This is a genomic window from Mesorhizobium sp. B2-3-5 (assembly GCF_006442395.1).
Lineage (GTDB): Bacteria > Pseudomonadota > Alphaproteobacteria > Rhizobiales > Rhizobiaceae > Mesorhizobium.
The window spans coordinates 106,869-131,402 of record NZ_VFVX01000010.1 but is presented as its reverse complement, the minus strand read 5'-3'; the positions used below and the strand labels follow the sequence as shown (position 1 = coordinate 131,402).

At 64.9% G+C, this 24,534-nt stretch carries 24 protein-coding genes; 9 read left to right on the top strand and 15 right to left on the bottom strand.

Annotated features, from left to right (window positions below):
* Positions 1–36 precede the first annotated feature (36 nt).
* Positions 37–1,020, bottom strand: coding sequence for a Tim44 domain-containing protein (locus tag FJ958_RS14500; protein ID WP_140743663.1), 984 nt, complete (start codon positions 1,018–1,020; stop codon positions 37–39).
* Positions 1,021–1,096: 76 nt separating this feature from the next.
* Entirely contained in the window at positions 1,097–1,396 is a 300-nt protein-coding gene (locus FJ958_RS14495; RefSeq protein ID WP_181176395.1) for a zf-TFIIB domain-containing protein, read from the bottom strand.
* Between the two features lie 367 nt (positions 1,397–1,763).
* On the opposite strand from FJ958_RS14495, the gene FJ958_RS14490 reads away from it, so the two are divergent.
* A complete protein-coding gene (locus FJ958_RS14490; RefSeq protein ID WP_140743661.1) occupies positions 1,764–3,410 on the top strand; it encodes an acetolactate synthase large subunit in 1,647 nt (548 codons plus the stop codon).
* Between the two features lie 64 nt (positions 3,411–3,474).
* On the opposite strand, the gene FJ958_RS14485 is transcribed toward FJ958_RS14490, so the two are convergent.
* From FJ958_RS14485 to FJ958_RS14450, 8 genes are all read right to left on the bottom strand, one after another.
* The gene (locus FJ958_RS14485; RefSeq protein WP_140743659.1) at positions 3,475–4,644 is read right to left on the bottom strand and encodes a substrate-binding protein; all 1,170 of its coding nucleotides are present in this window, start codon (positions 4,642–4,644) and stop codon (positions 3,475–3,477) included.
* 41 nt (positions 4,645–4,685) lie between these two features.
* Complete coding sequence (locus FJ958_RS14480; protein WP_140743657.1) at positions 4,686–5,387, bottom strand: ABC transporter ATP-binding protein; 702 nt, start codon at positions 5,385–5,387, stop codon at positions 4,686–4,688.
* 2 nt (positions 5,388–5,389) lie between these two features.
* Entirely contained in the window at positions 5,390–6,094 is a 705-nt protein-coding gene (locus tag FJ958_RS14475) for an ATP-binding cassette domain-containing protein (RefSeq protein ID WP_140743655.1), read from the bottom strand.
* Entirely contained in the window at positions 6,091–7,077 is a 987-nt protein-coding gene (locus tag FJ958_RS14470) for a branched-chain amino acid ABC transporter permease (protein WP_140743653.1), read from the bottom strand. The genes FJ958_RS14475 and FJ958_RS14470 overlap by 4 nt, the downstream gene beginning before the upstream one ends.
* Positions 7,074–7,931, bottom strand: a complete 858-nt coding sequence (gene urtB / locus FJ958_RS14465; protein WP_140743651.1) for an urea ABC transporter permease subunit UrtB — start codon at positions 7,929–7,931, stop codon at positions 7,074–7,076. The genes FJ958_RS14470 and urtB overlap by 4 nt, the downstream gene beginning before the upstream one ends.
* Positions 7,932–7,935: 4 nt before the next feature.
* Positions 7,936–9,057: a class II histone deacetylase gene (locus FJ958_RS14460; protein ID WP_140743649.1), complete on the bottom strand. Its 1,122-nt coding sequence runs from the start codon at positions 9,055–9,057 to the stop codon at positions 7,936–7,938.
* 83 nt (positions 9,058–9,140) lie between these two features.
* On the bottom strand, positions 9,141–11,855 hold the full coding sequence (locus tag FJ958_RS14455; RefSeq protein WP_140743647.1) for a LuxR C-terminal-related transcriptional regulator: 2,715 nt from the start codon (positions 11,853–11,855) through the stop codon (positions 9,141–9,143).
* Positions 11,852–12,499: a GNAT family N-acetyltransferase gene (locus FJ958_RS14450; protein WP_181176394.1), complete on the bottom strand. Its 648-nt coding sequence runs from the start codon at positions 12,497–12,499 to the stop codon at positions 11,852–11,854. Before FJ958_RS14450 ends, FJ958_RS14455 begins: the two co-directional genes overlap by 4 nt.
* 176 nt (positions 12,500–12,675) lie before the next feature.
* On the opposite strand from FJ958_RS14450, the gene FJ958_RS14445 reads away from it, so the two are divergent.
* From FJ958_RS14445 to FJ958_RS14430, 4 genes are read left to right on the top strand one after another with little or no spacing between them, the layout of a single operon-like run.
* Positions 12,676–13,977: an ArgE/DapE family deacylase gene (locus FJ958_RS14445; RefSeq protein ID WP_181176393.1), complete on the top strand. Its 1,302-nt coding sequence runs from the start codon at positions 12,676–12,678 to the stop codon at positions 13,975–13,977.
* Entirely contained in the window at positions 13,974–15,032 is a 1,059-nt protein-coding gene (locus FJ958_RS14440; RefSeq protein ID WP_140743645.1) for a phosphotransferase, read from the top strand. Before FJ958_RS14445 ends, FJ958_RS14440 begins: the two co-directional genes overlap by 4 nt.
* A complete protein-coding gene (locus FJ958_RS14435; protein WP_181176392.1) occupies positions 15,033–16,349 on the top strand; it encodes an aspartate aminotransferase family protein in 1,317 nt (438 codons plus the stop codon). It begins immediately after the preceding gene.
* Positions 16,350–16,362: 13 nt separating this feature from the next.
* The gene (locus FJ958_RS14430; protein WP_140743643.1) at positions 16,363–17,019 is read left to right on the top strand and encodes a GntR family transcriptional regulator; all 657 of its coding nucleotides are present in this window, start codon (positions 16,363–16,365) and stop codon (positions 17,017–17,019) included.
* 13 nt (positions 17,020–17,032) lie between these two features.
* Here the strand turns inward: FJ958_RS14430 and FJ958_RS14425 are convergent, their stop codons facing one another.
* Genes FJ958_RS14425 through FJ958_RS14405 form a run of 5 tightly spaced genes read right to left on the bottom strand, consistent with a single transcriptional unit; the run spans position 17,033 to position 21,783 of the window.
* Complete coding sequence (locus FJ958_RS14425; protein ID WP_140743641.1) at positions 17,033–18,337, bottom strand: FAD-dependent oxidoreductase; 1,305 nt, start codon at positions 18,335–18,337, stop codon at positions 17,033–17,035.
* A complete protein-coding gene (locus tag FJ958_RS14420; protein ID WP_181176391.1) occupies positions 18,334–19,317 on the bottom strand; it encodes a branched-chain amino acid ABC transporter permease in 984 nt (327 codons plus the stop codon). The genes FJ958_RS14425 and FJ958_RS14420 overlap by 4 nt, the downstream gene beginning before the upstream one ends.
* Positions 19,314–20,222, bottom strand: coding sequence for a branched-chain amino acid ABC transporter permease (locus FJ958_RS14415; protein WP_140743639.1), 909 nt, complete (start codon positions 20,220–20,222; stop codon positions 19,314–19,316). Before FJ958_RS14415 ends, FJ958_RS14420 begins: the two co-directional genes overlap by 4 nt.
* Positions 20,219–20,986, bottom strand: coding sequence for an ABC transporter ATP-binding protein (locus FJ958_RS14410; RefSeq protein ID WP_140743637.1), 768 nt, complete (start codon positions 20,984–20,986; stop codon positions 20,219–20,221). Before FJ958_RS14410 ends, FJ958_RS14415 begins: the two co-directional genes overlap by 4 nt.
* A complete protein-coding gene (locus FJ958_RS14405; protein WP_140743635.1) occupies positions 20,983–21,783 on the bottom strand; it encodes an ABC transporter ATP-binding protein in 801 nt (266 codons plus the stop codon). The genes FJ958_RS14410 and FJ958_RS14405 overlap by 4 nt, the downstream gene beginning before the upstream one ends.
* A 128-nt stretch (positions 21,784–21,911) precedes the next feature.
* Here FJ958_RS14405 and FJ958_RS14400 point away from each other — a divergent pair, with 128 nt between their 5' ends.
* The 4 genes from FJ958_RS14400 to FJ958_RS14385 are packed head-to-tail and all read left to right on the top strand — an operon-like array spanning position 21,912 to position 24,532.
* Complete coding sequence (locus FJ958_RS14400; protein ID WP_140743633.1) at positions 21,912–22,646, top strand: GntR family transcriptional regulator; 735 nt, start codon at positions 21,912–21,914, stop codon at positions 22,644–22,646.
* Entirely contained in the window at positions 22,643–23,125 is a 483-nt protein-coding gene (locus FJ958_RS14395; protein ID WP_140743631.1) for a DUF3830 family protein, read from the top strand. Before FJ958_RS14400 ends, FJ958_RS14395 begins: the two co-directional genes overlap by 4 nt.
* A 1-nt stretch (position 23,126) precedes the next feature.
* Entirely contained in the window at positions 23,127–23,480 is a 354-nt protein-coding gene (locus FJ958_RS14390; RefSeq protein WP_140743629.1) for a TIGR04076 family protein, read from the top strand.
* The gene (locus FJ958_RS14385) at positions 23,477–24,532 is read left to right on the top strand and encodes an aldo/keto reductase (protein ID WP_140743627.1); all 1,056 of its coding nucleotides are present in this window, start codon (positions 23,477–23,479) and stop codon (positions 24,530–24,532) included. Before FJ958_RS14390 ends, FJ958_RS14385 begins: the two co-directional genes overlap by 4 nt.
* Positions 24,533–24,534 lie beyond the last annotated feature (2 nt).

Below are 24,534 nucleotides of genomic sequence, written 5' to 3'. Positions count from 1 at the left end.
TTTGTGGTCAAAACAGCGGCCGAAGGCGATGCCGGATCAAGCCTGCTGGATTGCCGAGAGCTTCCAGTTCGAGCCATTCTGGCGCGTGAATGTCCACAGTTCCGTCGTTTCCGTCGGATGATCCTCGTCGCCTTCGACCACCTTGCCGCTGGCCCGCTCACGCGTCACGTCGCGCGACTCGTAGCGCAGCGCGGCCGTGGCATAGTCACGGTCGTCCTCGCGCCAGCTTTCGGCGATGTCAGCCTGCAGCAGGGTGACATCGGACACGTCGTTCCTGAGACCCTTCTGGGCATTGTCGGCCAACTCCTCCGACAGATAGGACACCATTTCGGGGGTCACCAACCGGCGCAACGCGGCATGGTCTTCGCGGCCGAAGGCTTCCTGCACATCGGTCAACAGCTGCTGGAAGGCATCGAGATCCGTCTGGGCCAGCGTGATCTCCTCGGAACCGGTGGCCGGGGAGCTTCCCCCTGAGCCGCCGCCGAAACCGGGAATCGTGAAGGGGCGTGCCGTGTCCGCATCATTTGCGCGGTTTTCAAACCGCGAAGCCTGGGCATTGCCGGCTCCAGCAAGCGCGGGGGCGGGACCACGCGCGGATTGCGACCGGAAGAACCTGATGGCCAGCATGATCGCGCCGCCGATGAGCAGCGCCTGAAGCAAGAAGCCGAACATGCCGGCCAGGCCGCCGAAGCCTTGGCCGAGCAGCAGCCCGATCAGGCCGCCGATAAGCAGGCCGCGCATCATCGTTCCGCCGAAGCCGCCAAAGAGACCGGGTCTCTGAAGCCCGGCTTGCGGCTGCCGGGCCGGAGTGTTCACACCGGTGTTGGGCGTCATCGAACGTTCGACCGGCGCGGTCGGCGCCGGCGCGGTTCTGGTCGGCGGCGCCGATTGGAACGTACGCGTGCCGCGACTGCCGAAGCTGCCGCCGCGACGAGCCTCGGCATGATCGATCGCGACCATGGAGAATGCGAGGAACAAACCTGCAAAGAGAGCGGCAAATCGGCTTGTGCGGGAATTCATCGGCGTGGACCTTTGTCGATGCGGTTTTCGGACTTTTCCGGCAAACGCCGGCCCTGCAGGGGCCGGCCTCGCACGGTCAATCGAACAATTCTTCGAAGAATGACTTCTTGCGCTTCGGATAGCGATGGCCATGCGAGCGCGAGTAATCGTCATCGCGGCCCTGGCTATATTGCGGCTGAGTGAATGGTGCAGGCTGCGGCTGCGGTGCGGGCGCCGCGTCCTTGCTCGAACGCTCGACGATCTTGTCGAGCTCCCCGCGATCCAGCCAAACGCCGCGGCATTGCGGACAATAGTCGATCTCGATGCCTTGGCGCTCACTCATCACGAGCGCGACGCGGCAGGAGGGGCAAACCATACCAAGCAGGGAAGATGTCATCAGGGGCTCCAAACCTTTTAGAATGAGCCCGCTCGACCGAAATAATGGAAAGGGGCCCGTTATAGCGGTCCGACATCACGGCCGCTGATAGCGGCAGTCAGAGGGGCCCGGCCCGCAACCCGGATTTAGGATGGGAGAGCCGGGCCTTCAAGGGCGTCGCAAGAATGATTTGTCCGCTATCGCCGACATGATCCTGCTTCAAGCGTTCTGCAGCCGCGCTGACGCCGGCGACGGCTACGGCTTGAGCATCACCGCGATGTTGCCGGACGGTGCCGCCGATCCGCAGTCGAAGACACTCCCTTTAAGGTGTAGCATTCCGGTGCCATAGATGGCTGACGGGATATGCGCATCGCAGGAGAGACGGTTCATGACCAAAGGTTCAGATCTGTTCGTGGCGGCCCTCGAGAACGAAGGGGTCGAGCGGATTTTCGGCATTCCGGGCGAAGAAAACCTCGACATCGTCGAATCGATCCGCCGCTCGTCGATCCAGCTGATCCTGACCCGCCACGAGCAGGCGGCCGCCTTCATGGCCGCCACCTATGGCAGGCTCACCGGCAAGGCAGGCGTGTGCATCACCACACTTGGCCCGGGCGCGCTGAATCTGACGACCGGCTCGGCCTACGCGCTGCTCGGCGCGATGCCGATGATCATGATCACCGGCCAGAAGGGCATCCTGTCATCCCGGCAGGCACGCTTCCAGATCGTCGACATCGTCGCGGCGATGAAGCCGCTGACCAAGCTGTCGCGCCAGATCGTCTCGCCGAAGATGATTCCCTCGCTGGTACGCGAGGCCTTCCGCGTCGCCCAGGAAGAGCGCCCCGGCCCCGTGCATCTGGAACTGCCGGAAGACATCGCGGCGGCGGAGTGCGAGCCGGTCGCGCTGGTGCCGACGCATCCGGTCGACCTGCCTCTGGCCAGCCCGGACGCGCTCGATCGCGCCGCCCGCATGATCATGGAGGCCAAGCGTCCGCTGCTGATGTTCGGCGCGGCGGCGTCACGCCCGCGCGTGACCCCTGATATCGCCCAGTTCGTGCTGCGCACGCAAATTCCCTATTTCACCACGCAGATGGGCAAGGGCACCGTGCCCGGCGGCACCGAACTCTACATGGGAACGGCGGCGCTCTCGGAGCGTGACTATGTACATGAGGCCATCGAACAGGCCGACCTGATCATCACCATCGGCCACGACACGGTCGAGAAACCGCCCTTCATCATGGGCGCGAACGGACCGAAGGTCATCCATGTCGGGTACCAATCGGCCGATGTCGAGCAGGTCTATTTTCCGCAGGCCGAGATCGTCGGCGATCTCGGCCCTTCGCTGGCGCTGCTGGCCGATCGTGTCGAGGGCAAGATCCCCAACGCGCAGACCCTGTCGCCGCTGCGGGAAGGCATTTTGAGCCGCATCGCCGCGCGCGCCACGGAAGACCGCTTCACGCCGCAGCGCATCGTGCACGACGTGCGCGCGGTGATGCCGGCGGACGGGATCTTGGCCCTCGACAACGGCATGTACAAGATCTGGTTCGCGCGCAACTACCGCACCCGCATGGCTAACACGCTGCTGCTCGACAATGCGCTGGCCACCATGGGCGCGGGCCTGCCGTCGGCGATGATGGCGGCACTGCTCTATCCCAACCGCCGCGTCATGGCCATCTGCGGCGATGGCGGTTTCATGATGAACAGCCAGGAACTGGAGACGGCGGTCAGGCTCAAGCTCAACCTCGTCGTCTTGCTGCTGGAAGACCATGCCTACGGCATGATCCGCTGGAAGCAGGCGGTCGATGAATTTCCGGATTTCGGGATGACCTTCGGCAATCCGGATTTCGTCAAGTACGCCGAGGCCTATGGCGCCAAGGGGACGAGGGTCGATGCTATCGCCGACCTTCGGCCCGCGCTGGAGCAGGCATTCGCCGGCGGCGGCGTGCATCTCGTTGTTTTGCCTGTCGACTACTCCGAGAACATCAGGGTGCTCGTCGACGAATTGCGCGAGCGGCTGCCGGCGCCGCAGTCGACCTGACGATTGCCGATCAAGACGGCTGCGCGGCGTGGACAAAGTCCCGATCGCCGCGCAGCCGGACGTCCTATAGCTTGCAGTAAGGCGTTACCGGGGCGATCGTGCCGAAATCCTTGACGATCTCGTAGCTGATGCCGTCCGCCGCCGCCTTGCCGACATAGGAATGGCACAGCGTGTGGTTGTTGCTGGCATCGACGCGGATCTTGCCTTGCGGCGCATCGAACTCGATCGTCGGCAGTGCCTTGAGCACATCGTCGTCCTTCAGCGATCCGGCCTTCTCGGCGGCCAGCGCGTAGAGATGCAGGCCGTTATAGCCGGCTTCGCCGATGCCGTTGACCATCTTCTCCTGGCCGAATTTCTCGCGGAAGCTCGAGATGAACTTCTTGTTGACCGGGTTGTCGAGCGCCATCCAGTAGGGCTGCGGCGCATAAGTGCCGGCCGCTACGCCGGGCGGTAGCGCGTCCTTGTTGAAGACTTCGTCGAGCGGCGCGATCAGCGGCTGCTTGATGTCGAAGCTGCGATATTGCTTGAGCTGGGTGACGGCGTCGTTGCCGACCACCATCGACCAGACGACATCGGGCTTCAGCGACTTGATCTTCTGGAAGGCGGGGCCGAAATCGGTGGTCCCGAACGGATAATAGTCGGCGCCAATAATCTTGCCGCCGGCCTTCTCGTAGGCAGCCGTGATCGCCTCTGTCATCTTCTGCGGCCAGGCATAGTCGGAAGCCATGATGTAGATCGTCTTGCCGAGGTTGTCGGCCACCCACGGCATCATCGGGTCGACCTGCTGCATCGGGATCGGTCCGGTGGCCACGAAGTAGCGGTTGCACTCGCCGCCTTCGAAATTGGTCGGGTAGAAGAACAGCTTCTTGGCCTTCGAGGTCACGGAAAGCGTTGCACTCCGCTCGGGCGAAATGATCGTGCCCATGATCACGTCGACCTTGTCTTCGTTGAGGAGCTTGCGCGCCTTGTCGATCGAGCCCTTGGTCGTGGTCTGGTTGTCCTCGATGAACAATTCGACCTGGCGGCCGCCAATGCCGTTGGCGGCGTTGAGTTCGGCGGCGGCCAGCTTGTAGCAATTGAGCAGCGTCTCGCCGAGGATCGCCTGCAGCCCGGTGATCGGGATCGACAGGCCGACCTTGACGGTGTCGGCGGCACGCAGGATCGACGGCGCGCCGACCATGGCGAAGGCGGCGGCTGCGCCGCCGGATTTCAGGACAGTTCTTCTGCTTATCATTGTTGTGTTCCCTTCCAGTCCAGGCGCACCCCATGCACGCCCTACAAAGCCAAGAGGTCTTTCAGCAGGGTCTCGTCGGCGAACGCCTCCGGCGTGCCTTCGTGCACGATCCTGCCCTTCTCCATCACCAGGCAGCGGTCCGCCGCCTTGAGAACGAGATCGAGATTCTGTTCGACGAGGACGATCGCGATGCCGCGCTCGCGGGCGATGCGCGGCACCAGTTCGGCGATCGACTGCACGATGTTCGGCTGGATGCCTTCCGAGGGTTCGTCGAGCAGCAGCACCGACGGCAGGCCGCACAGCGCGCGGCCGATAGCCAGCATCTGCTGCTGGCCACCCGAAAGGGTGCCGGCGACCTGCGCCTCGCGTTCGCGCAGGATCGGGAAATAGCCGAAGATGTCGGTCGGAATGCCGCCGTCGCCGCGGTCTCGGGCGGCGCGGGTGCCGACTTCAAGATTTTGCCGCACGGTCAGCTGGTTGAAGATGCCGCGGCCCTGCGGCACATGCGCGATGCCCGCGCGCGCCCGGCGGAAGGCAGCGGCATTCGTGAGATCCTTGTCGCCGAGAACCACCGCGCCGCCGCTTACCTTTAAGCCGCCGGCGATGACGCGCAGCAGCGTCGTCTTGCCGGCGCCGTTGCGGCCGAGCAGGCCGACGACTTCGCCCGGCGCGACGCTGAGGTCGATCCCGTTCAACACCGGAAGCAAGCCGTAGCCGGCCGAAACAGCAACTGTCCGCAGCATGGTCAGCGCCTCCCCAGATAGACGTCGCGGACCATCTCGTCGCTCTCGATGTCGTGGAAAGGACCGCTGCGCAGCCGCCGCCCCTGATGCAGCACCAGCGTTTCGCAGTTCAAAGCCCGCACGAAGCGGATGTCGTGCTCGACCGCGACGACCGAGAACTCGCCCTTGAGCCGCAACAGCATTTCGGCCGTTGCCATCGTCTCCTGGGGTGTCATGCCGGCGGTCGGTTCGTCGAGCAGCAGCAGCCGTGGTTCGATCGCCAGTGCCATGCCGATCTCCAGCCATTGCTTCTGGCCGTGCGCCAGCGCGCCGGCCAATGTCGTGGCGCGGTTGCCAAGCGCGACCAGCTCCATCAGTTCACCTACCGGGCGAGCCGGCGAGGGCGCGCCCCACCGTGCGACCTTGAGGTTGTCTTCCACCGACAGGCTGGGAAAGACGGAAGGAATCTGGAACTTGCGGGCGATGCCGAGCCGCGCGATGCGATGCAGCGGCAGGCCGGCAATGTCGTGGCCAAGGAAGCGGACGCTGCCACTCGTCGGGCGAAGCGTGCCGGTCAGCACGTTGAGGAACGTGCTCTTGCCGGCGCCGTTCGGCCCGATGATGCAGCAGAGTTCCTTGTCGCGGACCGTCAGGTTCAACCCTTCGAGCGCTTGGAGTCCGCCGAAGCGGATACCGACGTTTTCGGCCTGGAGCAGGACATCGCTCATTGCGTCTGCCTCCGGCCTTTGAACAGGCTCTTCAAGCGCGCGTAGATCGACAGGATGCCATCGGGCAGCACGAAGACGATGATCACGAAGACGCAGCCGAGCAGAAGCGGCCACAGGCTTGGGTTGAAGCTGCTGATGGTCTGCTGCGCACGCTGGATGACGATGGCGCCGAGCACCGGGCCAAGCAGCGTGCCGCGCCCGCCGACAGCCACCCAGACGATGACTTCGGTCGACAGAAGCAGCCCGGAGAGGTCTGGCGCGACCAGCCCGGCCATGCAGACATAGAGTGCGCCGGCAAGCCCGGCGATCGCCGCCGAGAGGATGAAGGTGACGAGCAGCCGCAGCGGCGCATTGTGGCCGAGCGCGGCCGCCCGGACTTCATTGTCCTGGATGGCGGTCAGCACCGTACCCCAGCGGCCACGACTGATAGACCACAGCGCCAGCACGACCAACGCCACGATGGCAGCGACGAAGATATAAGAGGGCAGGTCCTGGCTGAGGTCGACATGCAGGCCGCCGACATCGAACGCGATCGGCGGGATGCCGATCAGGCCGCTGTCGCCGCCGGTAACCGAGCTCCAGGAGACGGCGGCCTGCTGGCAGATGACGCCCATGGCGAGCGTGACGATGGTGAAGTAGCTGCCGCGGATGCCGCCGAAGAACAGGAAGTAACCGATGATGGCGGCGACGAAGGCAGCACCGGCCACCGCGCCCATGACGCCGAGCAGGCTGCCGAAGGGGATCGCATCGTTGAGCGTGACCAGCGCCATGATGTAGCCGCCAATGCCGAAGAAGGCGGCATGCCCGAAACACAGAATGCCGGTGCGGCCCCAGAAGAAGTCGAGGCTCGCCGCGAACAGGCCGAAGATCAGCGCGTCGCGGATCACCGTCAGCTGGTAACCATCGGCGATCAGGGGATAGGCGACGGCGAGCGCCGCGCAGACGGCGAAGATCACCAGCCAGTTGCGATCCCGGGCGATCATCGCGATGCCCCGTTGAACAGGCCGTTGGGGCGCAGCCGCACGGCGACAATGGCCGCGAGCAGCACGATGGCTTGCGCCAGCGAGGGCGAGATCTGGTAATTGAGCACACTGGTCAGTCCGCCGACGAAGACGCTGCCGGCGACGAGACCGCCGATCGAGCCGACGCCGCCGACGATGACGACGAAGAAGGCATTGGCGAGATAGTTCACCCCCATCTGCGGCAGCACGATCGCCAGCGGCGCGACCAGGCCGCCGGCCAGTCCGGCGATTGCGGCCCCGAAGGTGAAGGCGATGGCGTAGGTGCGGCGCGTGTTGATGCCGACGCCCTCGGCCATCTCGCGATTCTGGATGACGGTGCGGATATCAAGCCCGAACGACGTCCGGTTGATCAGCAGGATGACGCCGAGCAGGGTCAGCATGGCAATCGCGATCAGGATCAGCCGGTACGCCGGATAGACGGTGAAGAACAGGTCGAGCGTGCCTTCGATCGGTGGCGTCACCGGCTTGGCGCCAAGACCGAAGGTCAGTTCCAGCCCTTGCTGCAGGATGAGGCTGACGCCCCAGGTGGCAAGCACGGTCGAGACCGGTCGCGAATAGAGATGGCGGATGATGGCGAATTCCAGGATGCAGCCGACCACCGCGCCGGCAATCGGTGCGGCGGCCAACCCGACCCAGAAGGAACCGCCCACGCTCTGGATGAAATAGACCGCGAAGGCGCCGACGGTGACGAACTCGCCATGCGCCAGGTTGGTGACGTTCATCAGGCCGAAGCTGATCGCCAGCCCGAGCCCGACCAGCATCAGGATGCTGATCAGTGTCAGCGCATTGAGCAGCGTGGTGACGACAAAATCCATCGCGTCAGGCCGCGCTGGCGAGGCGTTGGCGCAGGCCGGCGACCAAGCCTTCGGCGGCATCGATCACATCAACCTGATGCGGCTGCAACTCCTGCCCGGCCCATTCGTCGATATGGTCCGACAACGGGTCGATCACCTCGGTGCGGTGATTGGCCAGCGTCTCGATGACGGCATGGCCGCAGAACGGCACATAGCCTTCGGAGTAGCCGCCTTCATGGGTCATCATGAGCCGTCCGTTCGAAACTTCGGCGGCCAGCGCGACCATGCGCGCCGCGAGGCGCCGGAAGCATTCGCTGTTCAGCATCATGCGGCCGAGCGGGTCGAAGCCCGAGGCATCGAAACCGGAAGCGACGATGATGAGGTCCGGCTTATAGGCGCGCAGCGCCGGAGCGACGACGCGGTCGAAGGCCGCCTCATAGGCGCCGGTCCCGCTCCCGGGCGGCAGGGGGATGTTGATGTTGTAGCCTTCGCCTTCGCCCTTGCCATTGTCGGCCGCCGCGCCGCGCCCGGTCGGGTAGAGATTGTCCTGATGCAGGGAAATCGTCAGCACCGACGGGTCGGAATAGAACACCGTCTCGGTGCCGTTGCCGTGATGCACGTCCCAGTCGACCACGGCGGCGCGGCCGAGCAAGCCTTCATGCTGCAGACGGCGCACCGACACGCCGATGTTGGAGAACAGGCAGTTGCCCATCGCCTGGTCGGGTTCGGCATGATGCCCCGGCGGCCGCGCCAGCGCATAGGCATTGTCGACGCGGCCAGTCAGCACCGCGCGCATCGCGGCATAGGTGGTGCCGGCGGACAACAAGGCGATGTCGAAACTGTTGAGGCCGATCGGCGCCTGCGGCCCGGCGAAGCCGGAGCCACGCTCGCTGAGCATTCTGATGTCGTCGACGTGGCGTTGCGTGTGGACGCGCAGGAGGTCCTCTACCGACACCGGTTCTGGAATGATCGGCACCAGATGGCGCACCAGGCCGCTGACCTGGATGAGGTTATTGAGCCGGCGCTTCGACCCGGGCGATTCCAGATGCCGGCCAGGCTCCACGAAACGGCCGGGAGGCATCATGTCGGCGCTGGAGCCGGTGTCATGCCACATCAGCTGTTCGTGAAAAACGTAACCTGTCGCCATCCGCAACGTCCCCTAAAAACAAAGGGACGCTAGCAGGCTAATGATCGCGTGGCCCGACCCTAAAGAGGGGTTGTGCCGGATGTCTATGCCCCTCCTTTCGGAGGGGGTCGGAGGTTTGCGGCGGCCTGCGCGGCACGCACGGCCTGGACCCGGTTCGACACCGAGAGTTTGCCGAAAATGTTCTTCAAATGCCATTTGACCGTCGTCTCGCTCACCGACAGCGCGACCCCGATATCGCGGTTCGACATGCCTTCCGACAGGCAGCGCAACAGTTCGGATTCGCGCTGGGTGAGTTGTTCCTTCTCGGCAGCCGGCGCGGCCGGCTTGCGCGTCGCCACCGGCATCGTCTGCGCGGCGTCGATGATGCGCGTTGCGTAGGCTGATAGCGACGGGTCGGTCTTTGCCTGAGCCGCGCGCAGCCGCATCAGCCCTTCGACAACAGGCCTGCCCTCGTCGACGAAGGAACGGATGAAGCCGGAGGGCTGGGCAAGGCGTAAAGCTTCCAGGAGATGGCGGTCGGCCTCGCGCTGGTCATGGCCGGCGCTCCTGGCGCGCAGAATCAGCGCCAGTATGTGGCGGCGCATGCGCCCGCTGCTTTTCGTTCGCTCCAGCAATTCGTCGAAAATCGCCGCGGCCGCCGTGTAGGATTTCTCCGCCGTCAGAAGCCTGCCCTCGGCGAAGTATTCGAACTCGTTGGCGACGGTGGGCGCGGCCTCGCTCTGGTCGCGGCGATGTTCGTCGAGCAGCTTGCGCGCTTCCGGGGTGCGGTTCTGGTCGATCAGCAGCCGGATGCGGTCGTGCACCAGCACCGAGGCGAGGCGGCGGTAGACGGAGCCGCGCACGCGCAGGTAGACGCGCTCCAGCATATCCAGCGCGGCATCGCCCCGGCCGGTCAACTGCAGCACGCGGGCATAGGTCGGCACGCTGGCCAGGGGATAGACGATGACCGCTGCCCCCTCGATCAACGGCCCAAGATTCTCGACCAGCGTCAGCGCCTCGCCGGATGCATTGGTCTCATAGGCAAGTTCGGCAAGCAGTGTTCCAGCGAGCGCCTCGGCATAGGAGTTCGCGCCGATCCGCGTCCTCGCCTCGATAATGGCATTACGCAGCAGCCGCTCGGCGGCGGGCAGGCGTCCGGCCGAGCGTTCGATGACGGCCATGTAGCAATTGGCGATGGTGACGCCGAGCAGGCTGCCGCTTCGCTCATGCGCCTTGCGCGCGGCATCCACCGCCGCACGCGCCCCTTCGAGGTCGCCGAGCGCATAGAGATTGTAGCCGATAACGTTGGCGGTCGCCCCTTCCATGAACCAAGCATCGGGCGCGATGATGCGCAGGGCGGCCAGCGCGGTGTCCCGCGCATCCTCGAACTGTTCCAGCGTGCTGTGCACGGCGGCATCGAGGACGGCGAGCTCGGCTTCGATCGTGGTGCCGGTCAGCGTGCCCGGATCCTTGCCATCGGTCGGCCCGGTCTCGACGAGCTTGCGCGCATTGGCGAGCGTCTGCTGGGCGATCTCGGGCTGGCTGCTGTGCACCGCCAGCCACAGCACCACGAGTTGCAGCCGGATGCGCTGCTCGACCAGTTTCCTGGGGAGCAGCGCCAGCAACTGGCGTACATAGAGAAGTTGGCACTGGGCGATGAGCTCGAGCGCGTTGTTCTCGACGAACACCGCCGCGCGGGCCTGGTCGCCGGCGGCCAGAGCGTGCCCGATCGCCTCGGTCAGCATCTTGCGTTCGCCGAACCATTCCGAAGCCGCAAGGTGCAGCGGCGCAATCATCTCCGGTTCACGCCGTTCCATCTCGCGGCTGAGGAAATCGCGGAACAGATGATGATAGCGGAACCAGCGCCGCTCTTCGTCGAGCGGCACCAGGAACAGGTTGCGGGTCTCGATCTCGGCGATATCAGCCTCGGCGTCCGCCGCGCGCAAAACCGCCCGGCACGCCTCGGCGCTGAAGCGCTCGAAGATCGAACTGTGGAGCAGGAACTTGGCCAGGGCCGGCGGCAGCTCCAGGAACACTTCCCCCATCAGGAAGTCGGCGACGTTGCGGTTGGCGCCGGTGAAGTTGCCGATGACCGTTTCTGGAGCATGCGCGGCGCTGAGCGACAGCGAGGCAAGTTGCAGGCCGGCGGCCCAGCCTTCGGTCCGCGAGCACAGGGTCTCCACCGTGCCGCTGCTGACGCTGAGGCCCAGCTTGTCGTTGAAGAACGCTTCGGCCTCGGACAAGGCGAAGCGCAGATCGTCGGGGCCGATTTCGAAAACGTCGCCGAGCACCCTGAGCTTGCCCAACTGCAGGTCGGGCAGAGTGCGCGAACCGATGACGAAGGCGACGTTGGCAGATGCCTGCCGTGTCAGCCGCTCCATGAACCGCTTCACCGCCGGCGCTTCGATGGCGTGGTAGTCGTCGAAGAAAAGGGTGATGTCGGCGTCACGCGCCGCAAGCCCCGCCACAAGTGCCGCGAGCACGACATCGAGCTGGGGGATCGGGCTCGACTGGAAGGCGAGGTCTAGCTCGGCCGGGCTCTGGACGAGATGGCGCAACGCCCCCACCAGATGCGACAGGAAGGCGCCTTCGTCATTGTCCGTCGCCTCGCAGGACAGCCATGCGGTCAACCGGCCGTGGCGCGCGACTTCCGCGGCCCACTGCGTCATCGTCGTCGACTTGCCGAAGCCGGCGGGCGCGGCGAACAGAACGATGCGCGTGTCGACATGCCGCTCCAGCTTCGACAGGATGGTCTCGCGCCGTACCCACCGGCGATGGTGGGGCGATGCCTGGCTGGCTGGTCGCGAAGACGGTCTCATCTGACGCCGGGCATCCATTCCGTTTCGATCAGCGGGATTTGCGGTGCTGCATCGCGTGGCAAGGTCCCCTTTATGCGGGGATCGTCGGTGATTTCAAAACCCGCCGCATACGGTTCAAATCCGCACGCCCTATAGAAACCGATGACGCTGTGATGGTCTATGCTGCTGGTGTGCAGCCAGATACGGCTCGGGCCGAGCCGCCATGCCTGATCGAGTACGCCCGCCATCAGCCGCTTGCCGAGACCTCGGCCCGTCAGGGACGGGAACAGGCCGAAATAGGTGATCTCGATCTCGTTTTCATCGGCAACGCGGAATTCGGCCATGCCGACATGGCCACCACTTTCATCATGGCCGTAGAAGAGATGCTGGCGTGGGTCGGCGAAATGCGTGGCGATCTCGGCATCCGACATTTCGGCGGCGCGATCCCACAGCCAGGGCGCGCCGATCTCAATGAAGGTCGCGCGGTAGGAGGCAATGTCGGGCTTTGTGATGCGGGTCATTGCCAGCGGTCGGGCGAGACCCGGCACCGGCGCGCGCGTCTCCATCCACGTCACCGCATTGACGATCTTGCCGGCCGGTATGCGCCGGTAACCGGACGCGAGATCGGTGACTTCATCCGGCAATGTGCCCTCGGTGACCAGCATTTGTCCTCGATCTTCCGCCGCGCCGCCTTGCCGGCCTGCAAGGATCTGATGCCAACTCTGTGCTCGCCTGCCAAGAGGTTCCACAGGTGGGTCATGATTTTGGCCCGCCTGTCTCTTGCATTTCCAGGGAATGGCATATGAGATATGATACACCATCCACGGGAAAGCGGAACATCATGCCTGAGCGTATTGCCGACGAAGCCATTTTGCGCGCGGTTGACGACGGCTTCACGCGGCAGGTCGCGTTCCTGGCGGATCTTGTACGCTTTCCCTCTCAACGTGGCGAGGAGCACGCCGCACAGTCCTTCATGGCGGCGGCCTACGAGGCCGATGGCTACGCGGTCGACATGTGGCGCGTCGACGTCGACGTCATCCGCGACCTGCCGGGTTTTTCGCCGGTGGCGGTCTCCTATGATGACGCCTTCAATGTCGTCGCAACCCACACGCCACGAAACGCGACCGGGCGCTCGCTGATCCTCAACGGCCACATCGATGTGGTGCCGACCGGACCGCTCGACCGCTGGGCTCGTGACCCCTACGATCCGGCGATCGAGGATGGCTGGATGCATGGCCGTGGCGCCGGCGACATGAAGGCTGGCCTGTCGGCTTGTCTCTATGCGCTGGCCGCCTTGCGCAGCCTTGGCTATCAGCCGGCCGCGAAAGTGTTCCTGCAGTCGGTGGTCGAGGAAGAGTGCACCGGCAATGGCGCGCTCGCTTGCCTGCAGCGTGGCTACCGTGCCGACGCCGCCTTCATTCCCGAACCGCTGGAACCGCGATTGATGCGGGCGCAGGTTGGCCCGATCTGGTTCCGGGTCGAGGTCGACGGCGACCCGCAGCACGCGTCGGGCGCCTTCTCGGCCGGGGCCAACGCCATCGAAAAAGCCTTCGTCATCATCCAGGCCTTGAAGCAGCTGGAAATCGTTTGGAATGCGCGCAAGGTGGATGATCCGCATTTCTGCGATCATCCGCATCCGATCCGCTTCAATCTCGGCAAGATCGAAGGCGGCGAATGGACATCGAGCGTTCCGGCGCGCTGCGTCTTCGAAATGCGGGTCGCGACCTATCCCGGCCAGAAGCTGGAAGACGCCAGGGCCGAGCTCGAAGCCTGCATCGCCGATGCGGCCCGGGCCGATCCATTCCTGGCCAATCGCCCGCCCAGGATGACCTATAATGGCTTCATGGCCGAGGGCTATGTGCTGGAGGGCGCCGACGAGATGGAAGCCGTGCTGCGGCGCAGCCATACCGCCGTCTGGGGCGAGCCGCTGCAGGAGCATGTCACCTCGGCGACGACCGACGCGCGTTTCTTCGGCCTCTATGCCGATACGCCGGCGATCGTCTATGGCCCGATCTGCCGCATGCCGCATGGCTATGACGAGGCGGTCGATCTCGATTCGGTGCGCAAGGTCACCCAGACCATTGCGCTGTTCATCGCCGACTGGTGCGGTCTCGAGCCGCTCGATCCCGAGGTGAGATCATGAATGCGTCAGTGCCCGATGCTTTCGGCGAAACGCTCGCCGAGGACGCGCCTGACGTTTCGATCGCCGACGCATTGGCCCTGTTGCGCCGACACTATGGGCTGACCGGCACCGCGCGTCCGTTGCCGGGAGAACGCGACCACAATTTTCACATCCAGACCGAAGGCGAGGGCGAGTTCGTCCTGAAGGTCTCCCATCCGGCCGAAGAGGCCGGCTTCACCGACTTCCAGAACAAGGCGCTCGATCATATCCTCGCGGTCGACCCGACCTTGCCGGTCCCCTCGGTGCGCAAAAGCCTTGAGGGCGATGCGCAGTTTGCGGTCAGCATCGAGGGATCCCAGCCGCGCATCATCCGGCTGGTCACATATCTGCCCGGCCAGTTGCTCTCGCGCTCGCCAACGTCAGCGGCGCAGGATCGCAATCTCGGTATCTTCCTCGCCCGGCTCGGGCGGGCGCTGCGCGGCTTCTTCCATCCGGCCGCCGGCAGCGACCTGCTCTGGGACATCCGCAAGGTGGCGAAGACGCGGCCGATGCTGGCGCATATCTCGGATGCTCGCCACCGTGCCATGGTCGAGCGCGTCATCGACGCCTTCGAGGAGCATGCGGCGCCGGTCATCCCCGGGCTGCGCGCGCAGATCGTCCACAACGACATGAATTCATACAATGTGGTGATGGATGCATCGCGGCCGGAATTGGTGAGCGGCATCCTCGATTTCGGCGACATGATCCATTCGCCGCTGATCTGCGACCTCGCCATTGGCGCCGTCTATCGCTGGCCGGCGCAAGGTCATCCATTGGCGCCGGCCGCGCGCTTCGTCTCCGGCTATCAATCGGTACAGCCACTCGAGCCCGAAGAGATCGGCATTCTTTTCGATCTGATCCGTGCCCGCCTTGCCCTGATCGCCAATATCGCCAGCTGGCAGGCCGAACGCTTCCCGGCCAAGCGCGACTATGTCCTGCGCCTCATCACCGAGGTCTGGGCCTCGCTCGAACGGCTGGACGGGCTGTCGTCAGTGGACGCCCGCCGCTATTTTCTCGATCATTCCAATCCGGAGTAGATGCTCGTGTCCCAGTCCTCACCCGCAAATGCCCTTGCCGACGCCAGCACGTTGGCATCCGAGCGCGCCCTGCTTGAACGCCGCGCCAGGCTGCTTGGGCCGACCTACCGCGCCTTCTACCGCCACCCGATCCATCTGGTGCGCGGCAGCGGCGTCTGGCTCTATGATGCGCAAGGGCGCAAATTCCTCGATGCCTACAACAACGTCGCCTCGGTCGGGCACTGTCATCCGCGTGTCGTCGAGGCATTGTCGGGTCAGGCCGCCACGCTTAACACCCATACCCGCTACTTAAGCGAGATCATCCTCGACTACGCGGAAAAGCTGCTCGGCACCCTGCCGCCGCATCTCGGCCACGCCATGTTTACCTGCACGGGCAGCGAGGCCAATGACCTTGCCATCCGCATCGCCCAGCATTCGAGTGGCGGCACTGGCGTCATCATCACCGACTTCGCCTATCACGGCGCGACGATCGCGACCGCGCAGCTGTCGCCGGCGGCTGTCGGGTCAAAGGGTGTGCCGGCGCACCATCGGACCGTGGTAGCGCCGGACACGTTCCGCGACCATGGCCGCGCCGCGCATGATTTCGCCAGGAATGTCGCCGCCGCCATCGAGGATATGCGCGCGCAGAATATTCGCCCGGCGGCGCTGCTGCTCGACTCGGCCTTTTCCAGCGACGGCATTTTCTTCCCCGATGCTTCTGTCATGCGCGAGGCGGCGGATCACGTCAGGATGGCAGGCGGCGTCGTCATCGCCGATGAGGTCCAGTCCGGCTTCGGCCGGCTTGGCCAGAGCATGTGGGGCTTCGCCAACTACGGCCTTGAGCCCGATATCGTCACCATGGGCAAGCCGATCGGCGACGGACATCCGATGGGCGCGGTGATCGTGCGGCCTCAGCTCGTCGCTTCGTTCGGCTCGAACACCGGCTACTTCAACACGTTCGGCGGCAATCCGGTCGCCGCTGCCGTCGGCATCGCTGTCCTCGACGTGATCGAAGGTGAGGGGCTGATCGAGAATGCACGGATGGTCGGCGCCTATACGCGCGACTTGCTCGATTCCTTGCAAGGCCGCCACGGCATGGTCGCCAACGTCAGGCACAACGGCCTCTATTTCGGCGTCGAGTTGACGGCGGGGGGCGATGAGGCGCTGGCTGCCGGCAAGACCTCTTCCGTCGTCGAAGCCATGCGCGAGGACGGCGTGCTGATCTCGTCGTGCGGTCCGCGCGGCAATGTGCTGAAGATCAGGCCGCCGCTGCCGTTCGCCCGTGACAATGCCGAGCAGCTGGCCGAGACGCTCGATCGCGCGCTGTCGAACTGGTGATCGGGACGCGCGCGTGCTGAAGCTGCAACATCAAACCCTCAACGACCGCGCCTATGGCGCGCTCAAGCAGGAGTTGATTTCAGGCGGCTTCAGCCCGGGCCAGACGCTCGTCATCCGTAAGCTCGCCGAGACGTTCGGCATCTCGACCACGCCGATCCGCGAGGCGCTGCAAAGGCTGGTCGCCGAACGGCTGCTCGAGATGCAGAACAACCGCTCGATCATCGTGCCCTTGCTGTCGGCTCCCGCCTTCGAGGAACTGACCCATATCCGCATCGCGGTCGAAGGGCTGGCAGGTGAGATGGCCGCGTCGCTGATGACGGAAGACGGGTTGGTGGACATACAGGCGACGCTTGCCGGCATGCAGCGCGCGATCGAGGCCGGTGACGCCAAGGCCTATCTCTCACTGAACGAGGCCTTCCACTTCGCCATCTACCAGCATGCCGGCGCGCCGATCCTGTTGAACATGATCCGCGACCTTTGGGGCAGGGTCGGTCCTTATCTCAAGCTGTTGATGCAGGCCGACCGTTACATACCGCGGTCGAACGACGCGCATCGCAAGATCGTCGATGCGCTGGAACAGCGCGATGGCCCTGCTGTCCGAGCTTCTCTCGAACGGGATATCGCAACGGCGGCAGCGGTTCTTTCCGAAAATCTTCGCGCGGCGCATTGATCGCGCGGCCGGCCTATGCCTTCTCGTCCATCCGGTCGCGTAGCATGCTCCAGCCGAGAAGCATGTTGGGCGCGTGCCGCAGCAGCGCATGGAACGGAATCGGCGCCGGCGGTGCAAAAGGCAGCGGCAGCTTGCGGGCGTCGGTTCCAGTAGCCCAGTCGGCCAGCGCCCTGCCCATGGCCGTCGTCATGGCGATGCCGCGTCCGTTGCAGGCACGGCCGGCGATCAGCCCCGGCCCAAGGTCCAGCAGGTGCGGCAGGAAATCCGGTTCGACAGCTGCCATTCCCGACCAGCTATAGGCAATCGGCGGTAGGTCTGGCAGATCGAGGTGCTTGGCGAGCCGTCGCCAGATCGTTTGCGGAACGCGCGCGTCGGCACCGGCGCTCAGAATATGCATGCCGCCGCTGATCAGCCGGTTGTCGGCATCGAAGCGAAAGGTGAAGAGATTGCGCCTGGTGTCGCCGACACCTTGCCCGCCGGGAAGCAGGCGCGCGCGGGTTTCGAGTGGCAGGGGCCTGGTCGCGATCTGGAAAACCTTCAGCGGAAAATAGGTCCGCTGCAGCGTCTGAAAGGGTGGCCCGGCATACGCATTGGTGGCGATCAGCACCTTGGCCGCGCGCACCGATCCCGATGGTGTCTTCAGCGCCCAGCCATCGGCTATGCGGTCAACCGATGTGACACGTGTCCGCTCGAAAATCCGCGCGCCCGCCCTTTCCGCCGCATCGGCCAATCCGCGTGCATAGGCGACCGGATTGATGACGCCGCCCGAACGGTCCATCCATCCTCCGACATAGCCGCGCGCGCCGGTCAGCGCTTCCACCTCCTGCCGATTGAGGGTTACGGCAGGCCGACCGCGCAAGGCCCATTGTTGCGCACGTGACTGGACCTTCTCGAAGGCGGCGGGCGAGTGCGCCGGCTGGATCCAGCCGTTCTGCACCGCGTCGCAATCGATGCCGTGCTGCCGGATCAGGCCGAAGACAAGGTCGGCACTGCCGGCGGCGAAATCGATCAGCCTCTCGCCGCGCTCCGGCCCGAGATGCGCGAGGATGCTGTCCGGGTCCATCTTGGCGAAGTTCGGCACGACGAAACCGGCATTCCGGCCGGTCGCGCCCCAAGCGATGATCTCGGCTTCGAGAACGGCGACCGAGATGCCTTTTCCAGGGGCGTGCAGTGCGGTCGAAAGGCCGGAAAAACCGCCGCCGACAATGGCGAGGTCGACTTCGAGATCATCACTCAGTGCCGGCCGCTCGCGATGGTGGCGACTGATGGCGTTCCAGAGCGAAGCGCCGTGCGCGTCCTGCCGGACCACGGCATTCATGAGCTTGAACTGCTCTTGGCCGCGGCCAGTTTCGGCCGCTTGCCGAAGCGTGGCCGTCGTGGCCTGTCGCCGAACAGGCCGTTCTGCCGGATCAGCAGGATGACGCAGAGCATGACGCCGATGGCGACGATCTGCAGCGAAGCGGCGCGCGCCTGCTGCTCGGGCGGGAACAGCACGCTGGTCAGCGTGCCCGACCCGGCCCAGATCGCCCAGACCAGGATGCTGCCGATGACGGCGCCGAGATTGCTGCCCGAGCCGCCGACGATCAGCATCACCCAGACTTGGAAGGTCAGGATCGGCAGATAATTGTCCGGCGCGATGAAGCCGGTGAAATGTGCCTGCAGAGCGCCGGCCAGCGCCATGATGGCGCCGCCGACGGCGAAGGCCTGGACGCGATAGAAGCGCGCGCTCTTGCCGAGCGAGATCGCCGCCCGCTCGTCCTCGCGCAGCGCCTTCAGCACACGGCCCCACGGGCTGCGCGACAGATGCTCCAAGGCGAGATAGGCGATCAGCGTGACAGCCGAGACGACGGCAAGGTTGGACAGGTTGAACAGCAGCGGCGTCTCGGCCAGGCTACCGAAGGGGCGCGGGATGAAACCGATGCCGAACGGTCCGCCGGTCAGCTTCTGCGCGTTGAGCGCGACCAGTTGCACGACCACGGCGACGCCGAATGTGGTGATCGCCAGATAGTCCGACCTGAGACGCAGCGTGGCCATCCCGGTAAGTGCCGCGGCAAGGCCGCCGACGATCATGGCGCCGAGCCAACCGACGAGGAGCGGCAGGCCGAAACCGCCCAGCCTTGCGGCGTCATCTGGCGTGGTCAGCTGTGCGGACGTATAGGCACCGATGGCGACGAAGCCGGCGAGGCCGACATTGAACAGGCCGGTCAGGCCCCATTGCAAATTGAGCCCCAGCGTGACCAGCGAGAAGATCAGCGCGGTTGTCAGGAAGAAGGCGCCATAGCCGACGAGATCGATCATCTTTCCCTCACGCCAAAGAGGCCGATCGGCCGCACGAACAGCACCGCCATCAGGATGATGAAGGAGACGGCGGCGCGCCATTCGGCGCCAATCAGCTGTACCGCGCCGGCTTCCGCAAGCCCGATGATCAACCCGCCGAGCACCGCGCCCGGGATGCTGCCGATGCCGCCGAGGATAGCGGCGGCGAACATCGGCAGCAGCATGTCGAAGCCCATGAACGGGCGGATCTGCACCAGAATGCCGATCATCACGCCGGCCACGCAGGCCAATGCGCCGCCGACGATCCAGGTGACGCGCACCACCTTGGCGACATCGATGCCGACGATGCGCGCCAATGCCGCGTTCTGGCTCAAGGCCTGCATCGAGCGGCCGGTCTGCGTGCGCGTCATCAACAGATGCACGCCGAGCACGAGGATGGCGGTCAGCAGCAGCAAGGCGATCTGGTCAGGCGTGACGCGGATGCCGAAGCCGACCGGCATGGCGATCTGGATGGCCCGGCTGAAATAGGTCGGCCGCGAGGTGAAGATGAATTCGAGCAGGCTTCGGAGTGCCATGGAAGCGCCGAAACTCGCCATAACCACGATGATCGCCTGGCCTTGCGAGCGCAGCCGCGAAAACAGCACCTTGTCGAGCAGCAGCGCCAGCAGCGCGGTGAACGCCATGCCGATGACCAGCGCAACGATGAGCGGCCAGCCGAAGGACAGCGGCGCGATCGGCGCCACCTTGCCGAACGTCGCGCCGATGGCGCTGACCACGGCCAGCGTCGCATAGGTCCCCCAGGCCATGAAGTCGCCATGGGCGAAGTTGGAAAAGCGCAGGATCGAATAGGTGAGCGTCACGCCGATGGCCCCAAGGCCGATCATCGAGCCCGTCAGCAATCCGTCGACGATGAATTGCAGGCTCATGCCGCGCCTCCATTCCCGGCGTGCGACGTCTTTTCGGCTGTGAGCGGGCGCTGGCCGAGATAGAGTTCAGCGACGACCGGGTCGTTCCAAAGTTCGGAAGCGATGCCTTCGTGGCGGTCCTTGCCCTCGACCAGCACATAGGCGCGGTCGCCGATGGCAAGGGCTGCCTTGGCGTTCTGTTCGACCAGCAGGATGGTGACGCCGGACCTGCGGATGCCGGCCAGCATCTCGAACACCATGGAGACGAATTTCGGTGACAGGCCGGCCGACGGTTCGTCGAGCACCAGCACCTTGGGGTGGACGATCAGCGCCCGCGCGACGGCGAGCATCTGCCGTTGCCCGCCCGACAGATTGCCGGCCGCGGTGCGGCGCTGGCGGACGAGGTCGGGGAAGGCGGCATACATTTCCTCGATGCGGGCAGGGATTTCCCGCCGCTCGAGGATGCCGCAGGCAACCTTGAGATTGTCCTCGACCGACATCAGCGGAAAGATGTTCTCGGTCTGCGGCACGAAGGCGAGGCCAAGCCGCACCATGGTATGGGCAGGTGCTGCGGTGATGTCCCTGCCGTCCAGGAACACCGTGCCGCCGGTGATCGGGACAAGGCCGGCGATCGCCTTGATGAAGCTCGACTTGCCGGCGCCATTGGGGCCGAGGACGACGACGATCTCACCCTTGCTGACGGTGATCGAAGCGCCGCGCACGATCGGCACGCCGGGTTCGTAGCCGGCTTCGAGATTGCGGACATCGAGGACAGTCTCGCTCATGCCGCGCCTCCGAGATAGGCCTCGATGACGCGCGGATCGCGGGCCACTTCTTCCGCCGTGCCTTCGCTGAGCAACTGGCCGCTCGCCATGACGAGGACGCGATGGCAGAGCCGCGTCACCATGTCGATGTTGTGCTCGATCAAGAGGAAGGTGATGCCGCGCGCATTGATGTCGCGGATGCGGTCGATGATGACTTCCAGAAGCGTCGCGTTGACACCGGCCGCCGGTTCATCGAGCAGGATGATCGCCGGGTCGGCCATCATGACGCGGGCGAGTTCGAGCAGCTTGCGCTGGCCGCCGGACAGCACGCGTGCCGGCTCATGCGCGAGGTGGGTGAGGGTAACGAGTTCCAGCAGTTCGAGCGCTTTCGCCCGGGCGGCTTTTTCCTGCGCCGCCACCCGCCACGGCGTGACGAAGTTGGCGAGCAGCCTTTCGCCGGCCTGACCCTGCGCCGCCAGCATGATGTTTTCGATCAGCGTCAGATTGGGCAGCGGGCGCGGGATCTGGAAGGTGCGGCCGAGCCCGCGGCCGATGCGCAGGTGAGCGGCTTCGCCGGAGACGCACGTGCCGTTGAGCAGGATATCGCCGCTGGAGGGCAGAATGCTGCCGGCGAGCAGGTCGAACATGGTGGTCTTGCCTGCTCCGTTCGGCCCTATCAGGCCAAGGATTTCTCCTGCTTTGACGTCGAACGAGACGTCATTGACGGCGACGAGGCCGCCGAAGCGGCGCACGACGTTCCTTGCCGTCAGGACCGGCGCATGGGTCTCTCGCCCTTGCCGTCTGGCTGCCTCGCTCATCTAGACCCTCTGGCCGAAGACGGTCGTCGCCGTCTCCTGATTTTTGATTTGTGATCACACTTGCTTTGATCACGATATTCGGCTTTAATTTCCTCCGCAAGCCGAAAACCGGCCGAGAACGGAATTCCATGCAAAAGGCTGCCGTCGAAAAGAACAACGAGGCGATCGCGGCCCAGCTTGCGCCGGTCGGCCGCGAGACCGTGCAGGATCGCGTCTATTCCGAGCTGCGCCGTGCCCTGATTGGGGGCCTGTTTGAACCGAGCCAGGTGCTGACTATCCGTGGGCTTGCCGATGCGCTGGTTACCTCGACCATGCCGGTGCGCGAGGCGCTCGGGCGGTTGATCACGGAAAAGGCGCTGGAGGCGTTGCCCAATCGTTCGGTGCGCGTGCCGCCAATTACGCTGGATCGCCTCGACGATCTCCTGCGGGCCCGCATCCTGATCGAGGGCGAGGCGATCGCGCTGGCTGCCGCCCGCATGGGTCCGCGCCAGATCGCCACCATCGAAACCATTCTGGCCGAATGGGACGAAATGCGGGCTTTGAAACACAAAAAGGATGTCGACCGCGAGGTTACGCTCAATCAAAGCTTTCATTTCGAGATCTACCGATCCTGCGGCTCGGCCGTTCTGATCCCGATGATCGAGAGCCTGTGGTTGCAATCGGGTCCTTGCATCCGCGTCGCCATCTATGCCTTCTCGGAAGCCGGCGAGGTCGACACCGCCCAGTATCACCGCCGCATCGTCGAGGCGCTGGCCACGCAGGACGCACAGGCGGCGCGCGACGCGCTGGTCGCCGACATCAGCCGGCCCTTCACCTTCCTGCGCAGCAAGCTGCAATCCGCGGCTGGGAGAGATCAGACATGACCTCCATCCGGATCACCGAACCACACTCGAAGCTTTCCGTCACGGCTGTGCTGCTGCCAGCGAAGGCGCCGGAAAACGCAGACTTCCTCACAGCGTATCTCGCCACGCCACGCGTCGTCCCAGGCATCCATGCGATGTGGACCGGACCTGAGATTTCCTGTCCGGTTCCATCAGCCGATATCGAGGGGCAGGCCTATGCCCGGCCGCTGCCGGCGGAGAACGCCACGCTGACGCCGCAGCCCGGAGATATCGTGCTGTCCTACGTGCCGCCGCGCATGTGGGGCGGCAACCCCGACGCGATCTTCGACATCGGCCTGTTTTATGGGCAAGGGGCGCGGCTTCTGTTCCCGATCGGCTGGCTGGCCGGCAGCGTGGTGGCGCAGGTGATTGCCGAGGAGCGCGATCAGTTCGCGGCCGCCTGCGGCGTCATCCGCCGCAACGGCGCCTGCGATGTTACTTTCAGCCTGATGGAGGCCTGACATGGCTGACGACAGTTTCGAACTCTTCGATCTTCGCGTCGAGGCGGTCGTCCCCGAAGGCAAGCCGATCTATTGCGGCGCCATGGCCGGCGACTATTTCGAGCTCAAGGGCGAAATGCTGTCAATGCCGTCAGGACAAGGCTTTTCGATCTATTCGCTCGCTGCCGTGCTGCCGCTGCTGGCGGCAAAACAACGCCCGACCCACGCCAATGACTGGATGACCTCGGACGCCGAGATCGCTTGTCCCGATCCCAATTGCGCCAGCAGGCTGCGGATCGTCAGGCTGGCCAAGCGGCGGTTCAGCCATGCCGAAACCACGGCCGTGCCGCTGCCGAAGGAGAATGATCCGACATGACCGCCAAGACCTTCGAGCTCGGCCCAGGCTACACGATCTCGCGCGTCATCCGCGGTGGCTGGCAACTCGCCGGCGGCCATGGCGCCATCGACCGCAGCCAAGCGGTGACCGACCTGATCGCCACGTTCGATGCAGGTATCTGGACCTATGACTGCGCCGACATCTACACCGGCGTCGAGGAGCTGATCGGCGCCGCGCGCCTGCGGCTGGCCAATGAGCGCGGCCTCGATGCGGCGGCCAAAATGAAGGTGCACACCAAGCTGGTGCCCGACCTCGAACGGCTGGCCACAATTAGCCGCGACTACATCAGGGGCATCGTCGATCAGTCGCTGCGCAGGCTGAAGACCGAGCGGCTCGATCTCGTGCAGTTCCACTGGTGGGACTATGCGCAGCCTCGCTACGTCGAAGCGATGGGATGGCTCGACGAGCTTCGGCGCGAAGGCAAGGTGCGCAATCTCGGCACCACCAATTTCGACACGCCGAGGCTTGCCGAAATCCTGGCTGCCGGCATCCCGCTGGTCAGCCAGCAGCTGCAATATTCGGTGCTCGACCAGCGTCCTGCGCACAGCCTCGCCGCACTTGCGAAGACAAACGGCGTCAGCTTTCTCTGCTACGGCTCCGTGGCCGGCGGCTTCCTCAGCGAGAAATGGCTTGGTATGGCCGAACCGGCGACGCCGCTCGAAAACCGCTCGCTGGTCAAATACAAGCTGATCATCGACGATTTCGGCGGCTGGGACCTGTTCCAGCAACTGCTTCAGGCGTTGAAGACTGTAGGCGATCGCCACGGCGTCGACATCGCCACCATCGCCAGCGCCTGGGTGCTGGAGCAACCGCACGTGGCCGCCGTAATCGTCGGTGCCCGCAACCAGGCGCATGCGCTGGCCAATGCCAAAATCATGGATATCGAACTCGATGCCGATGACCGCGCGCGGATCGCTGCCGTCATAGCGCGGGGCGCCGGTCTTGAGGGCGACGTCTACACGCTGGAGCGTGACCGCAATGGCCGCCACGGCTCGATCATGCACTATAATCTCAACGCGGGCCGGGTTTGAAA